The following is a 14,216-nucleotide window of genomic DNA, read 5'->3' as shown; positions in this document are numbered from 1 at the left end:
TATGCCGCTCGTTACCGAACACGCCGCGGCCTTGCCCGGCGGCTATCGCCATGTCGTGCTGTCGCCGCATCTCGATGATGCGGCGCTTTCCTGTGGCGGCTTGATTGCGCGCGCGACCGCCGCCGGCGAGCCGGTGCTGGTGGTGAATGTCTGTAGCGGCAGTCCGCCGCCAGACGCGCCGTTTAGTCCCTTTGCCCAATCGTTGCACGAACGCTGGGGGTTGCCGCCGGCCACGGTGGTGGCCCAGCGCCGGGTCGAAGATGCTGCAGCACTGCGCATTCTCGGCGCGGATGCGCTGCTGTGGCCGGCGCTTGATGCGATCTATCGCCAGCCTGATGCCTACTTCGATGAGACGAGCTTGTTTGCCGTCCCCGCAGGCGACGATCCGCTTGCCGCAGATGTCGCCGACCTTGTGGCGATGCTGGCGCAGCGTTATCCAGCCGCCGCTTTCTATCTGCCGTTGGCGGTGGGGATGCACGTCGATCACCAGTTGGTCTTTGCCGCGGCTACGGCTGCGCTGCTTGCGCGCGGCGCTGCCTGCTTTTACTACGAAGATTTTCCCTATGCGCGCACCGCTGGCGCGGTTGCGCAGCGGCTGGCGATGATTGGGCAAGAGCGCTATGCGCCTCATTCTATCCCGCTTGATGAGCCGGCACTTTCAGCTAAGATTGCTGCGATTGCCGCGTATGCCAGCCAGTTGGGGGTGCTCTTCGGCGGTGCTGCGGCGATGCCGGCGGCGGTGATAGCCTATGCCGAGCAGGTGGCGTCGCCGCCGCTGCGTTACGCCGAGCGGCTGTGGGTGCGGCTATGAGTAGGCAGTGGCTGGTTGCGGAACCCTCTCCGGCCCAGTGGGATGCGTTTGTTGCGGCCCATCCCCAAGGCAATTTGCTCCAAGCCAGCCCATGGGGGGCGCTGAAGGCCCGGTTTGGCTGGCAGTACCGGCGGCTGGTGGTCTCTGATCGGGCGGGCACGATGGTCGCCGGCGCGCAGATCCTCTTCCGGCGCTATTACGGCTTGGCGTTTGGCTATGTCCCGCGCGGGCCGCTCTTGACCGGCGATCCGGCGATTGATGATCTGTTGCTGCGCGCGCTGCGCCGGCTGGGTTGGCAGATGGCGGCGGTGCTGATCCGGCTGGAGCCGAATGTGTTGGAAGATGCGCCGGAGGCTGGCGCGCTGATGGCATGGCTGAGCCGGCAGCGGTTGCCGATGGCAGAGACGATCCAACCGCGCAGCACGATTCTGGTTGATCTGCGACCGGATGAAGAAGCTCTGTTTGCTGCCTGCTCGAAAGGCCACCGCGCCGATATTCGCCGCGCCGAACGGCTTGGTGTGACGGTGCGGGTGGGATCAGCCGCTGACTTGCCCACGTTTTACGCTATCATGCAGGCGACCGGAGCGCGGGCCGATTTTGGCATTCACAGCGCCGGCTATTACACTGCGGCATGGCAGTTGCACCAACCGCGCGCGCGATTGTTGATCGCTGAATTGAACGGTGCAGCGGTAGCGGCCCATCTGGTGTTTGCCGATACCCGCTATGGCCGTTATCTCTACAGTGGCGCGACCGCAGACGGATTGCGCAGCGGCGCGAACCATCTGCTCGAATGGCATGCGCTGCGGTGGGCGCGCGAATTGGGGTGCATCGGCTACGATCTGTGGGGAATCCCCGATGCGTTGGGCCGGGCCGCATTCGCTCACGATGAATCAACCCGTACCGCGCTCGAACAAGAGGCGCAGCACGATCCACTGATTGGGGTCTATCGCTTTAAGAAAGGCTTTGGCGGGCGCGTGGCGCGGTTCGTCCCCGCATTCGATCTGGTGCTGCTGCCGCCGCTTTACCCGCTGGCCCGGCGGAAACTGGCCGGGTAATAGTTTGCAGTCCTTGACGATTCAGCCCTAGAGATACCGTATGAGCAAAACGCTTGCTGACCTCTTGCCCGGTGTCGCCGTTCAACACGTGATCGGCGATCTGGCCGTTCCTATCCGTTCGCTCGTCTATGACTCGCGCCGGGTTGAGCCGGGCAGCTTGTTTGTGGCGATCCGCGGCCAGCACAGCGATGGCCACCAGTTCCTTGCCCAAGCGATCAGCCGCGGCGCTGCCGCTTTGGTAGTCGATCAGCGCTATTGGCAAGGGCCGGCACCAGCCGGCGTGCCGGTGGTGGTGGTGGCTGATAGCCGTGTGGCGCTGGCCCCGCTTGCCGCCGCGTTCTACGATTATCCGGGGCGAGCGCTGGTCACGATTGGCATTACCGGCACCAAAGGCAAGAGTACCACGACCGATCTGACCGCGCAGCTTTTGGCTGCTGCCGGACGAGCGGTGGGAATGATGAGCACAGTCGATTTTCAGATTGGGGCGCGGCGCTGGCCGAACGACACCCGCCAGAGTACGCCGGAAGCGCCGGAAGTGCAGGCGCTGCTGCGCGAGATGGTCGCTGCCGGTTGCGATACGGCGGTGATTGAGGCGACCTCGCATGCGCTCTCACCACGCTGGGGCCGTTTGGTCGGCTGCGCCTTCGCCGTGGCGGTGATGCTCAATATCGGTCACGAGCATCTTGATTATCACGGTTCGTTTGAGCAGTACCGCGCCGATAAGGCGCAACTCTTCGCCCTGCTCGCCGAACGCGCCGGCCCAACGTGGGCGATTGTCAATGCCGATGATCCCAACCATCACCACTTTCTCGCCGCCGCTCCTGCTACTGCGACCCGCCTCCGCTACGGTCTGAACGAACCGGCTGAGGTGCAGGGGCGGTTGATCCAGAGCGGCCCGATGGGCAGCGTGGTGCGTGTGTCGTCGCCGTGGGGCGAAGCTGACCTCACGGTACCGTTGCCCGGCCGCTTCAACGCTAGCAATGCGCTCGCCGCGCTGACGGTGGCGCTCACGCAGGGTATTCCGCTGGCAACGGCAGCCGCGGCGTTGGCTAGCGTGCGCGCGCCGCGCGGGCGGATGGCGCCGGTTAATGCCGGCCAGCCGTTTGGCGTGATCGTGGATTATGCGCATAACCCCGATTCGTTCGAGCAGATCTTTGCGATGCTCCGGCCACAAGTGCAGGGCCGGATGATTGCCGTCTTTGGCAGCGCCGGCGAGCGCGATGTCGCCAAGCGTGCCATTCAGGGCGAGATTGCTGGCCGGATGTGCGATCTGCTGGTGTTGACCGATGAAGATCCGCGTGGCGAGGATCGCGAGGCGATCATTGCCCAGATCGCTGCCGGGGCTGAACAGGCCGGCAAGCGGGCCGGCAGCGGCTACCTCTGTATTCCTGACCGGGCGCAGGCGATTCGGGCGGCGCTAGCAGCGGCCCGGCCCGGCGATCTGGTGTTGCTGTTGGGGAAGGGCCACGAAGGCAGTATCATCTACGCCGATCATTCCATTCCGTGGGATGAAGAGGGCGAGGCGCGACGGGCGCTGGCCGAGCTTGGGTATGGCAACCACGTAGAGATGCCTGAGTCATCACAGGAGTCGCGCTGACCATCTTCCTGCTAAGTCTTTGCGAGCCGCGCAAAATGCGGTGATGCCATCCGCCGTGAGGGCGGGAGCAGTCCCTCAGCGTTCGCTCTCGCTAGAGCAGGAGATTGCTTCGGTCGGGCGGCTCCCAGCTTCGCTGGCCGCCGCCGCTCCCTCGCAATGACATCAGAACACGCGGCGCTGCGCGCGGCGCAGCCATCCCCCGCGAGTACGAGAGGGATGCCGGAGAGGGTTCGTTCCGCTGTCGCGGGAGATGGTGCGGGCGCTGTGCGTCTTCCCGCTCCCCGGCTGTCATTGCGAGCCGAGCACAGCGAGGCGAAGCAATCCCCCACGAGAGCGGGAGCAATCCCACAGCGTTCGCTCTCGCTAGAGTGGGAGATTGTTTCGGTCGAGCGGCTTCCAGCTTCGCTGGCCGCCGCTCCCTCGCAATGACATCAGAACACGCCGCGCTCCTTGCCTGTCATTGCGAGCCGCGCTCCGCGCGGCGAAGCAATCTCCCGCTCTCGCGGTAGTCAACCGTGTTATATAATAACCATCGTTCACGCTTGAACCCCTTGTTCGCAGCTCTGCAGTATCATGATCGACCTCGCTCCCCACAACCCGCACACCCTGACTATCGCTACACCGGTGATCGCTGCTGCCGGTAGTCTGGGCGATGTGGTCAGCGTGGCCCGCTGGCTGGGGCTGGCGCAACCTGAGGCCGATCATGGTCTTGGCGCGATTATTTGCCCAACCGTGACAATTGCCGGGAGGCGTGGCCAGCCGCAGGTGGTGGCTACTCCCGCTGGTGTGCTCTATCACCATGGCGGCGCGAGTTTAGGCGTCAAACAGGTGCGCGATCGGTTGGCTCCCCGCTGGGCCAGTTATCATGTGCCGGTGCTGATCAGTATTGCTGGCGCTGATGCGGTGGCGGTTGCCGCCGAACTCACCGATGTGCCGGGTATCGCCGGCTTTGAGTTGGCGCTGCCGGCGCTGACCGCTTCCGAAGCTGCCCAGCGGGTCACGGCTGTCCGCCGGGCCACGCTGCTTCCTCTCCTTGTCCGGTTGCCCGGTGAGCTGCCCGATCCGGTGGCGGTGGCGCAGGCGAGCATCGCCGCTGGCGCTGATGCGATTGCGCTCATTGGCGGGTTGCCGGCCTGTATGCCTCAAGCTGATGGCAGTCTGGTCTATGGCCGCCTTGGCGGCCCGGCGATCTTTCCGATTGCGTTGCGGCTGGTTGCGGCGGTGGCCGCTGCGGTGGCGGCGCCGGTAATCGGGATGGGTGGTGTGGCCACGCCGGAACATGCCCGCGCAATGCTCAATGCCGGTGCGCGGGCAGTGGCGCTGGCCAGTGCGTTGATGGCCGATCTGCGGCGGGCCAAGGCGATTGCCGAGGGACTATAGGCGGTGATCTTCACCGCCAGCGCACTTCACGCACATGCACGTGCGCTGGTTCCCCTGCCCCTTGTTGGAAGATGTCGAGCCGGAGGGTTGTTGCCAGCAGCGGTTGCGGGAGATCGAACGTCACCGTGGGATCCGGCGGCATTCCGCGGTAGGGCTGGCGAAAGGCGTGAGTTTCGCCGTCAGGGGTGGTCACCGTTACGGTTAAGTCGAGATCCATGGTTCCCAGCGTCAGTTCGATCCCGTTGATCGGTTGGGGATTGGGAAAGCGCAGTTCGATCACGAGCGGATTAGCTTCCAGACCGCGCGCGAGCGTGTTCGGATCGCTATCGAAGAGATCGGCGATACCGCCGATGTCAAACCGCGAATGTGCGACAATCAGCTCTTGCCCGCCAACCACGAGCGGTTCTTCCACCAGCGCAGCGCGTGCGGCTCGTTCAGCGGAAAGAATCTCGTCAATGTCGGCAACATACGCGAGCCGTACCACGTAAAAGCCCGGACGACCATCAGGATAAGGAATGATCTGTTCGGGCGGCGTGATGATGAACTTGCCGCTTTGCTGCGCGCGCTCGTATTCGGCTGCTGTCATAATGAACAGATCGCGTTGTTGGTTAAGATCACGGCGCTGGTACAGATACGCATCGATGGTGATCAGTTCAATGCGACGACGTTGGGCCGGGGTGAGGAAAAAATCGACAAAACTGTTCGGGTTATTGGCCCATGCGGTTGATACGCGCAGAATCGTTTGCGAATCGCGGGCCAGCAAATCGGGGATCGTCTCGACGAAGAGCTGTTGCGCGCCGTACTGCATCCCGTACAGGCCGTAGTCGCGGAACCAGAGCGACCCGCCGAGCACGGCGGTGCGTAGCATGACCAAACTGCTGAACGCCACGGTGAGACCGAACAACAGCGTGACGAGGCGTTGCCAACGGAGCGTGAGCCGTTCGATCAGGAAACTGGCTCCAATCACGGCCAGCAGAGTTGCGGGAATGACCATTGCCAGCGTGCGGGTGACGGCAATCCCCACCAAGGCGCTGCTGAACGGCGCGGCGAGGAGCGCAACGATCGGCAAGCGGTAGATCGATTCGCGCCAGCGCCATACGCAAATTGCGAAGCCAATGAGCACAAATGGCAACAGAAAGAGCGGGAGATGGCCGCTATCGGGAAAACGGTGGCGGTCGAGGTCAATCGTGTTAGGCCAAAACCAGTAACGCGGATCGAGGCCTTGGGCATAGATGGTAATAAATTGCTCGATCTTCTCGGTGAGTGGCAACGGTTTCAGCCAATAGGAATTGAGTGTGCGCAAATGTTCCACCGTCGCATCGGGGTGGAGCCAACGGAAACGAATCAGTGGCACCAGTGCGAGCGCAAGCGCCCCAAGGGCGAGCCAGAGGCGCTGGGGTGGACGGCTGAGATGGTAACGGATGTCGCTGAGGAATAAGAGCACACCACTGACCAATATCACTCCCTGACCGTTGGCATAGCTGTAGAAGGTTGCGGCGCCAAGCAAGATTGTCGCCACGATCCAGCGGTCATCATACGTGCGGTAGGCCATGTATGCTGCCAAAAAACCGGCATAGCACGCGACCATCAAGACCGTCTCGAACGCAGTGCGCGCATGGATGAACCATGCCGGCATGGCGCCGAGCACGAGGATACCGAGCCACCAGCGCCGGTCGTGGTAGCCAAAGCGGAGCAGCGCCGCAATGCCGAGCGGAGCGAGCAGGCTGGCGAAGACTGAGGTGGCGCGTGTCTGCCAAACCGATTGATCAAAACCGAACAGTATGATACCGAGCGCATGGAGATACACGCTCAGGCTCAGGCTCCATTTTTCGGCGTTGCGGAAGTACGGTGGCAGCAAAACGCCATTGTTGTCGCGAAAACCGTTGGCTACCAGATCGCGGGCCAACACGCCATGGATTGCTTCATCGCAAAAGAAGTAGATCGGAAACGCCGTCAGGTTGGCAAGCCGGGTGTAGAGGTAGAGGGCAAGGCTTGCGAGCAGCAGGAACAGCTCGCCGCGGGTGATATGGCTGAGCCAGCCTGATGGTGTGAGGGGTTGAGCGAACCACGGGATCGTAGGGGCCGCAGGTGCGTTTGCGAGACTCATATATGTTGCGATAATGATGCCAAAGGTTATTTTTAATGACAGAGCGCTAGTGCGATCATGTCTATGAACATCTGCGTTTACGGCTCGTCGTAAGCTACCATGATTGGCCGTCCATCAAAAACCAAGATGTATAGATGATATCATTGGCTTGGCTACACAAGGATTGCTCGGATGCAGCTCTATTATACCGCCACTATCCATGAACGCTATCATTTTGAGGGTGTAGTCTGGTTAAGCGTCACTGCGCCGGGGTTAGCGCGCATTGCGCAACCCGGCCAATATGCCCTCGTGCGCCCTTCACGCAGCCTCGATCCGCTGCTGTGGCCGGCAATCTTTCTTGCCGGCGCCGATGCAACGAAGGGCGAGGTTGAGGTGCTCATCGATCCGCGTGATCCGTTACTGGCATGGCTGATTGACCTGCCGGCGGGCGCTACCCTCGACCTCTGCGCACCGTTAGGCACGCCGTTTGCGCCGGCGCCGGCGACGCATACGCTCTTGCTGGCGGGGGTAGGCATAGCGTTGCCGGCGCTGCTCTTCGTGGCCCGCCGCTATGCTGGCCGGCTGAGCGTAGCTCTGCTGTTGGCCGGTGACAAGGGGTATCTCCCGCCGCCATTTCTCTTGCCGGAAACGGTTGAGGTGCAGACGAGCGCGGCTGGTGATGGGGCATTGTTTGAACTGCTGGCTGCCCATGCGCCTACTAGCCCTATCCGTTGGGCTGATCAGGTGCTGTTTGCGCTGCCGCCGAGCTTGCTCGGTCAAGCAGCCGCTGCGATGCGGGCAGCGCGCTTGCGCTGGGATCGCGGCTTGGCGCAGGTGGTGGTGGCGGGGCCGTTGCCGTGCGGGGTAGGCGTCTGCCGGGCGTGCCAAATCGAGACCCGCAATGGTTGGCAACGGCGGTGTGTCGAAGGGCCGGTGTTTGATTTGCGTGATCTACGGTAAATCGCCCTCGATCCGGCGGAAGGTATTGATAAACCAACGCTGCACATCACGGAAGCGATCTTCGGCGCCGAATAAGGTCTGGCCGGTGAAATCGGGGTTAGCGAAGAAGGCCCGCCCTTGCAGATTGGCAGTGCTGACGATGATATACATCGGTTGATAGAGTGTAATCGCCGGTGACAGCTCCAGCCAACGTTGTTGAAACGCATGGTACAACTCGGCGCGAGCCACCAACTCTGGTTCAGACCGCGCCTGTTCGAGCAGCAGGTCGATCCGGCTATCGTTCAGACCGGCGTAATTCAGCCCGCCAGCAGCCTGACTGGAGTGCCACAGGCTGTACGGATCGGGATCAGGGCCGATCCGGGTCCACGTATGGATCGCAGTCATAAAATCGCCGCGCCGCAAACGATCGACCAGCGCCACACTATCGACCGATTCGACCGTCACCTCGACCCCAATTGCGCGCCATTGGGCAGCAATGGCTTGAGCCACTGCTAGCCGGCGTTCATCTTGATCAACCAGCAGGGTAAAGCTGAGCCGTTGCGTACCGCGCTGGCGGATGCCATCACTGCCCGGTTCAAAGTCGATTTCGGCTAACCGGTCGGCTGCTGCTGCCGGATCGGTAGGTGGCTGGCGCTTGTCCGGATCATCGGCCCACGTGCCGGGCAAGAGCGGTGTGTCGATTGGCTGCGCTAACCCATTGATTGCGGTTTCAATCAGCGCATCGCGGTCGAGACCGAGCGCCAGCGCTCGGCGGAGGGGGATTTCTTGAAACAACGGGAGGCGAAGGTTAAAGGTTAAGATCGTATACTCATCAACTGGCAAGATAGTACGCTGTTCATTGCCGGGAAGATCAACTGCAAGCAGGTTGGCGCCCCAGCGTTCGGCAAAGCCCGTCACTTCACCGCGTGAAAGGGCCGCAATCGCTGCTTCGGGTGTAGCCATGAACCGCAATTCGATCTGATCGAGAAATGGCCGGCCATTGTAATACGTTGGGTTGGCGGTTAACAGCGCCGACTCAGGCCGCAAGTCGGCCAACCGGAACGGCCCGCTGCCGATCAACTGGCGGGCAAACTCGCTGGTAGGCCATGCGGTTGGTGGAATGCCGCGCAGCAGATGGGCTGGGAGAATCGGCACGCGGGCTAAGGCCGGGAAGGGTGCAAATGGCCCTGACAGAATAAATCGGACGGTGCGGTTGTCGACTCGTTCGATCAGAGTAGTGCGCCAGAAGCTGGCGACTGCCGGTTCACCGGCCTGCTCCAGCTCTTGGAGGGTGCGTAAGGTAAAGACAACGTCATCGGCGGTGAGGGGCGTGCCGTCGTGCCAGCGCAATCCCGGCCGCAAGGTGAAGGTATAGATTTCGCCAGTGGCATCAACCGTATACCCTTCGGCCAAGGCCGGTTCGATCAAGCCATCAACTCCAATGCGAGTCAACCCCTCGAAGAGCAGACTAATCAGCGCCCTCCCGGCCGGATCGGCAACGGGATCATTCAGTAACGGGATCGGCATCACTGGTGATCCGATCACCGCCTCGCGATAGACGCCGCCGGTGGCCGGATTATCGGTTGAAGCGCTCAGCGCTGCCAAGCGGCCAAACAAGACGACAATAACCCCGATCCCAGCGAGCGCAATCGCAATCTGCCAACGAATCCGGCGCGCCATAGCTTAATTGAAAATCGGCAGACTGGTGATCAAGGCCAGTAGCAAAAAGCTCACGCTAAGGGCAATCGTGGCCTGATACAGAGTTTTCTCAATGCCGCGGCGGGTGTGATACATCGAGCTGGTGTCGCGGTTGAGACCGCCGCCGCGCGATTGCAAAATCACCAGCACGCTCATTACGGCGCTAATCACCAAAATCGCAATGTAGAGAGCGGTTTCCATTGCTGCCTTGCTCCTCATATCGATGTTCGTCGCTGCATCATGCAGGCACATCAGTATACCACAGAGTATCAACCGGTGTGTGCCGCTCGATCCGGCATCGTTTGCCGTGCATACTATTCATCATCGGTTGCGTACTGGCTAGAGTGCGCTACGCACTCATCATCCGGTAATGTTCTGGTGTCGGTTAGTTGGTTGCGCAATTGTTGCTGAAAGTCTACAGCTTCATATCTGCGCAAGCTCATATTCTATGCTATGATCACACTCGTGCAAGCCGTCACAGCTATCATCCCCGGTTGTGGCCTTGAATAGAGAGGGAGGATCGCATGCAGTTCCCCGCATACATTCGGCACCATCGGCTTCGCGAGTGGATTAAAGAAATTGTCGACCTCTGCGAGCCGGCACAGGTTCACTTCTGTGATGGTACGCAGGCCGAATACGATATGCTCTGCAACCAGATGGTCGAAACGGGAACGTTCATCCGCCTCAACCCCAAACTTCGCCCCAACAGCTTTCTCGCCCGTTCGGATCCCTCTGATGTCGCTCGCGTCGAAGACCGCACCTTTATCTGTAGTGTCTCGAAAGACGACGCCGGCCCCACCAATAACTGGATGGCGCCGAAAGAGATGAAGGAAATCCTGTTGAAGTTGTTTAAAGGCAGCATGCGGGGACGGGTGCTGTATGTGCTCCCCTTCAGCATGGGGCCAATTGGGTCGCCCATTGCCCATATCGGTATCGAATTGACCGACTCGCCCTATGTCGTGGTGAATATGCACATTATGACGCGGGTCTCGACCAAGATCTACGACCTCTTGGGCGAGGATGGCGAGTATATTCCTTGTCTGCACAGCGTCGGTGCGCCGCTCGAGATGGGGCAGCCTGACGTGCCGTGGCCCTGCAACCCGACCAAGTACATCGTCCATTTCCCTGAAGAGCGGTCAATCTGGAGTTTTGGCTCCGGCTACGGCGGCAATGCCCTACTGGGCAAGAAGTGCTTTGCGTTGCGGATTGCGTCGGTGATGGCCCGCCAAGAGGGTTGGCTGGCTGAGCACATGCTCATCTTAGGCGTGAAAGAGCCGAGCGGGCGCAAGACGTATGTTGCGGCTGCATTCCCATCGGCATGCGGTAAGACCAACTTTGCCATGCTCATCCCGCCGGACAGCTTCAAGGAAGCTGGTTGGGAGGTAACGACAGTTGGCGACGATATTGCGTGGATTAAACCCGGCGCTGATGGCAAACTGTATGCTATCAATCCTGAAGCCGGCTATTTCGGTGTTGCGCCGGGCACCTCGTACAAGACCAACCCCAACGCGATGGAAAGCTGCCGGGCGAATAGCATCTTCACCAATGTTGCGCTGACCGATGATGGCGATGTCTGGTGGGAAGGGATGACCGATGAGCCGCCGGCTCACCTGATTGACTGGCAGGGGCGCGATTGGACCCCCGGCTGCGGACGGTTGGCTGCCCACCCCAATGCCCGTTTCACCGCGCCAGCGAATCAGAACCCGGTGATTGACCCCGAATGGGAAAATCCGAATGGCGTACCAATCGAGGCCTTCATCTTTGGCGGGCGGCGCAGCCGCACAGTGCCGCTGGTCTACCAAGCCTTCAATTGGACCTACGGCGTCTATCTGGCGGCTACGATGGGGTCCGAAACGACGGCGGCGGCGATGGGCCAGCAAGGCGTGGTGCGCCGTGATCCATTTGCGATGCTGCCCTTCGCCGGCTATCACATGGGTGATTACTTCAACCACTGGCTCAGCTTTGGCCGCCGGCTCAAGAACCCGCCGCGCATCTTTAGCGTCAACTGGTTCCGCAAGGATGAAAACGGTAAATTCATCTGGCCGGGCTTTGGCGAGAATATGCGCGTACTGAAGTGGATCATCGAACGCGCGCATGGGCAGGCAGTTAGTGTCGAAACGCCGATCGGCTGGGTGCCGCGGTACGAAGATCTTGACTGGCGCGGGCTTGATTTCAGCCCGGCCCAGTTCGATCAGGTGATGGAGTGTGATGTAAGCGAGTGGCAGCAAGAGATCTTGCTCCACGAGGAGTTGTTCATCAAGCTCTACAACCGCTTGCCGAAAGAGTTGCTCTCGGTGCGTGATCTTATCCTTTCGAGCCTCTGGCGCATGCCAGAGAAATGGGGTGCAACGCACGAATAACGTGATTACAGTGCAATAGCCATATCTATCGGCGTACTGGCGAAAGCTGGTACGCCGCTTGTTTTGACAAAGTGTGTGATTCCGTGTACCATTTAGGTTATAAAGTTGCGAATTCCCATATTGATAGTTCAAGCATCTCTGGAGTGCTGTTCAAGAGAGCGGCTGCCGCATTGCTCCGCTGTACTTCGCTTTTGTGTTTCGTATCCTGTTGCCATCAGGGAAGGAAGGGTTGACGTGCAAGCACTATTGCGCCTTTCACGCATCATCGACACCTTCACCGAATGGGTTGGGCGCTTGGCCTACATCTTGGTGCCGGTTGTGGTTGGCGTCGGGGTCTGGAATGTCGCGAATCGCTATGTGGGTCGCGCCATCGGGCGCACGCTGGGGTCAAACTTTTACATCGAGGCTCAGTGGTATATCTTCTCGATGATCTTTCTGCTAGGCGCGGCGTATGCGCTCAAACACAATGAACACGTGCGGGTTGATGTGTTCTACAGCAATTTCTCGCCCAAGCGCAAAGCATTAGTCAATTTGCTAGGGACGCTGTTCTTTCTCTTGCCCTTCTGCGGCCTCTTAATCTACTTCGGTTGGCCGTATGTGGAACAGTCGTGGCGCATTCGCGAAAATTCGCCTGATCCCGGCGGTCTGCCTCGCTATATTATTAAGACGTTCCTTATCGTGAGCCCGATCTTACTGATTATTCAAGGCATCTCTGAAGCGATCAAATACTTTGCCGCCTTCCGCGGCGTCCTCGATCCATCCCAAGTCGTCGTCGAAGAAAAAGAGACCAAGCTGTAATCTCTGGAGGCTCCATGTACGAGTGGCTCGGACCCGCGATGTTTCTCGGGGCGCTGGTCATCCTTGGTATCGGCTACCCCGTCGCCTTTTCCTTGGGGGCAACGGCGATTGTCTTTGGTATTATCGGTGTCTCGCTCGGCATCTTTGACCCGATTATCATCCGCGCGATGCCATCACGTATCTTTAACGTGATGTCAAACTATACCCTCCTCGCCATTCCCTACTTTATCTTCCTTGGCTCGATGCTTGAAAAATCCGGTTTGGCCGAAGATCTGCTTGATACGATGGGCGTGCTCTTCGGGCCGATCCGGGGTGGTTTGGCGATCTCAGTGGTGGTTGTCGGCGCATTGTTGGCCGCTACCACCGGCGTGGTGGCGGCAACGGTGGTGGCGATGGGCCTGATTTCGCTGCCGATCATGCTGCGCTATGGCTACAACAAAGAGCTGGCGTGCGGCGTGATCTGCGCTGCCGGCACCCTCGGCCAGATCATTCCGCCGTCGGTGGTGTTGGTGGTGCTCGGCGACCAGATCGGCGTTTCAGTGGGCCGTCTCTTCCTTGGCTCACTGATCCCCGGCTTGTTGCTGGCAGCGGCGCTAGCATTCTATTGTTGGATTGTGGCGCTGCTCAAGCCCGAAATGGCCCCGGCCCTGCCGTTGTCGGCCCGTTCGATGAGCGGCGCGGCGCTGGCCAAGCGCGTGGTGCAGGTTATGATCCCGCCGCTTTTGCTGATCGTCGCTGTGCTTGGTTCGATCTTCTTTGGCATTGCCACTGCGACTGAGGCCGGTGCGGTGGGTGCGTTAGGTGCAACACTGCTAGCGCTGGCTAATCGCCGGCTGACATGGAAGAATTTTATTGCCGTGTGCGATGCGACAATGCGTGCGACGACAATGGTGCTCTTTATTTTGATCGGTTCGACTGCCTTTGCACTGGTCTTCCGCGCGCTTAGCGGCGATAAGTTTGTGTTCGATCTGATGGCCAATCTGCCCGGCGGGGCGTGGGGCTTTCTGATTGTAAGCATGCTGATCGTCTTCTTCCTCGGGTTCTTCATCGACTTCTTTGAGATCTGCTTTATCGTCATTCCGCTCTTCGTGCCGGTCGCGAAGGCGCTTGGCTTCGATCTGGTCTGGTTCGGCGTATTGCTCGGCGCCAATCTGCAAACCTCGTTCCTCACCCCACCGTTTGGCTTTGCTCTCTTCTACCTGCGCGGCGTGGCGCCCCCCGGCATCACGACCGGCGATATTTATCGCGGTGTGGTGCCGTTTATCGCCATCCAGTTGACCATTGTGGTGATTTTGATTTTCTTCCCCCAACTGGCGCTCTACCTGCCGGCAATCTCGTTTGGCCGCTAGGGTATGGCACCCAATGCTGGTATATCAAAACAGCGGGTGGAGCATAACGCTCCACCCGCTGGCTTTGGGCAAACTGATCGGGCTTAGATCGGATTGTTTTTGGCGCAGGTGTTGAACAGCAGTTTGTTGGTCTGGTGCCAGCG

The 14,216-nt window shown here is 60.2% G+C and carries 11 protein-coding genes; 8 read left to right on the top strand and 3 right to left on the bottom strand.

Going from position 1 to position 14,216, the window contains the following annotated elements:
- Position 1 precedes the first annotated feature (1 nt).
- The 4 genes from A6A03_RS05915 (at position 2) to A6A03_RS05900 (ending at position 4,843) form a co-directional block, all read left to right on the top strand.
- Positions 2–811 carry a PIG-L deacetylase family protein gene (locus tag A6A03_RS05915; protein ID WP_066784819.1) on the top strand — a complete coding sequence of 270 codons (810 nt, stop codon included), beginning with the start codon at positions 2–4 and terminating at the stop codon, positions 809–811.
- On the top strand, positions 808–1,866 hold the full coding sequence (locus A6A03_RS05910) for a lipid II:glycine glycyltransferase FemX (protein ID WP_066784817.1): 1,059 nt from the start codon (positions 808–810) through the stop codon (positions 1,864–1,866). The genes A6A03_RS05915 and A6A03_RS05910 overlap by 4 nt, the downstream gene beginning before the upstream one ends.
- A gap of 40 nt (positions 1,867–1,906) precedes the next feature.
- On the top strand, positions 1,907–3,463 hold the full coding sequence (locus A6A03_RS05905) for a UDP-N-acetylmuramoyl-L-alanyl-D-glutamate--2,6-diaminopimelate ligase (RefSeq protein ID WP_066784814.1): 1,557 nt from the start codon (positions 1,907–1,909) through the stop codon (positions 3,461–3,463).
- Positions 3,464–4,036: 573 nt separating this feature from the next.
- Positions 4,037–4,843 carry a beta/alpha barrel domain-containing protein gene (locus A6A03_RS05900; protein WP_066784811.1) on the top strand — a complete coding sequence of 269 codons (807 nt, stop codon included), beginning with the start codon at positions 4,037–4,039 and terminating at the stop codon, positions 4,841–4,843.
- 10 nt (positions 4,844–4,853) lie between these two features.
- Here the strand turns inward: A6A03_RS05900 and A6A03_RS05895 are convergent, their stop codons facing one another.
- The gene (locus A6A03_RS05895; RefSeq protein WP_245668861.1) at positions 4,854–6,950 is read right to left on the bottom strand and encodes a hypothetical protein; all 2,097 of its coding nucleotides are present in this window, start codon (positions 6,948–6,950) and stop codon (positions 4,854–4,856) included.
- A gap of 171 nt (positions 6,951–7,121) precedes the next feature.
- Between A6A03_RS05895 and A6A03_RS05890 the strand changes: the two genes are divergently transcribed.
- Positions 7,122–7,889 (top strand): iron-sulfur cluster-binding protein, encoded by a 768-nt coding sequence (locus tag A6A03_RS05890; protein WP_066784808.1) that lies wholly within the window; start codon positions 7,122–7,124, stop codon positions 7,887–7,889.
- On the opposite strand, the gene A6A03_RS05885 is transcribed toward A6A03_RS05890, so the two are convergent.
- Both A6A03_RS05885 and secG read right to left on the bottom strand, forming a co-directional pair.
- Entirely contained in the window at positions 7,881–9,548 is a 1,668-nt protein-coding gene (locus A6A03_RS05885) for a peptide ABC transporter substrate-binding protein (RefSeq protein ID WP_066784805.1), read from the bottom strand. The two genes, A6A03_RS05890 and A6A03_RS05885, sit on opposite strands and share 9 nt — an antisense overlap.
- A 3-nt stretch (positions 9,549–9,551) precedes the next feature.
- On the bottom strand, positions 9,552–9,767 hold the full coding sequence (gene secG, locus A6A03_RS05880) for a preprotein translocase subunit SecG (RefSeq protein ID WP_066784803.1): 216 nt from the start codon (positions 9,765–9,767) through the stop codon (positions 9,552–9,554).
- A gap of 323 nt (positions 9,768–10,090) precedes the next feature.
- Here secG and A6A03_RS05875 point away from each other — a divergent pair, with 323 nt between their 5' ends.
- The 3 genes from A6A03_RS05875 (at position 10,091) to A6A03_RS05865 (ending at position 14,073) form a co-directional block, all read left to right on the top strand.
- Entirely contained in the window at positions 10,091–11,926 is a 1,836-nt protein-coding gene (locus A6A03_RS05875; protein WP_066784802.1) for a phosphoenolpyruvate carboxykinase (GTP), read from the top strand.
- 234 nt (positions 11,927–12,160) lie between these two features.
- A complete protein-coding gene (locus A6A03_RS05870; protein WP_066784799.1) occupies positions 12,161–12,724 on the top strand; it encodes a TRAP transporter small permease subunit in 564 nt (187 codons plus the stop codon).
- A 14-nt stretch (positions 12,725–12,738) separates the two neighbouring features.
- Positions 12,739–14,073 (top strand): TRAP transporter large permease, encoded by a 1,335-nt coding sequence (locus A6A03_RS05865; RefSeq protein ID WP_066784797.1) that lies wholly within the window; start codon positions 12,739–12,741, stop codon positions 14,071–14,073.
- Positions 14,074–14,216 lie beyond the last annotated feature (143 nt).

Origin of the sequence: Chloroflexus islandicus (assembly GCF_001650695.1) — a bacterium.
GTDB lineage: Bacteria > Chloroflexota > Chloroflexia > Chloroflexales > Chloroflexaceae > Chloroflexus > Chloroflexus islandicus.
The sequence above is the reverse complement of the archived record's forward strand: the minus strand, read 5'-3'. Positions and strand labels throughout refer to the sequence as shown.

Excerpts from the sequence above, each read along its gene's own strand:
- A6A03_RS05890 (WP_066784808.1), top strand. The coding sequence starts at position 7,122 with ATGCAGCTCTATTATACCGCCACTATCCATGAACGCTATCATTTTGAG.
- A6A03_RS05885 (WP_066784805.1), bottom strand. The coding sequence starts at position 9,548 with ATGGCGCGCCGGATTCGTTGGCAGATTGCGATTGCGCTCGCTGGGATC.
- A6A03_RS05875 (WP_066784802.1), top strand. The coding sequence starts at position 10,091 with ATGCAGTTCCCCGCATACATTCGGCACCATCGGCTTCGCGAGTGGATT.
- A6A03_RS05915 (WP_066784819.1), top strand. The coding sequence starts at position 2 with ATGCCGCTCGTTACCGAACACGCCGCGGCCTTGCCCGGCGGCTATCGC.
- secG (WP_066784803.1), bottom strand. The coding sequence starts at position 9,767 with ATGGAAACCGCTCTCTACATTGCGATTTTGGTGATTAGCGCCGTAATG.
- A6A03_RS05910 (WP_066784817.1), top strand. The coding sequence starts at position 808 with ATGAGTAGGCAGTGGCTGGTTGCGGAACCCTCTCCGGCCCAGTGGGAT.
- A6A03_RS05895 (WP_245668861.1), bottom strand. The coding sequence starts at position 6,950 with ATGAGTCTCGCAAACGCACCTGCGGCCCCTACGATCCCGTGGTTCGCT.
- A6A03_RS05865 (WP_066784797.1), top strand. The coding sequence starts at position 12,739 with ATGTACGAGTGGCTCGGACCCGCGATGTTTCTCGGGGCGCTGGTCATC.
- A6A03_RS05905 (WP_066784814.1), top strand. The coding sequence starts at position 1,907 with ATGAGCAAAACGCTTGCTGACCTCTTGCCCGGTGTCGCCGTTCAACAC.
- A6A03_RS05900 (WP_066784811.1), top strand. The coding sequence starts at position 4,037 with ATGATCGACCTCGCTCCCCACAACCCGCACACCCTGACTATCGCTACA.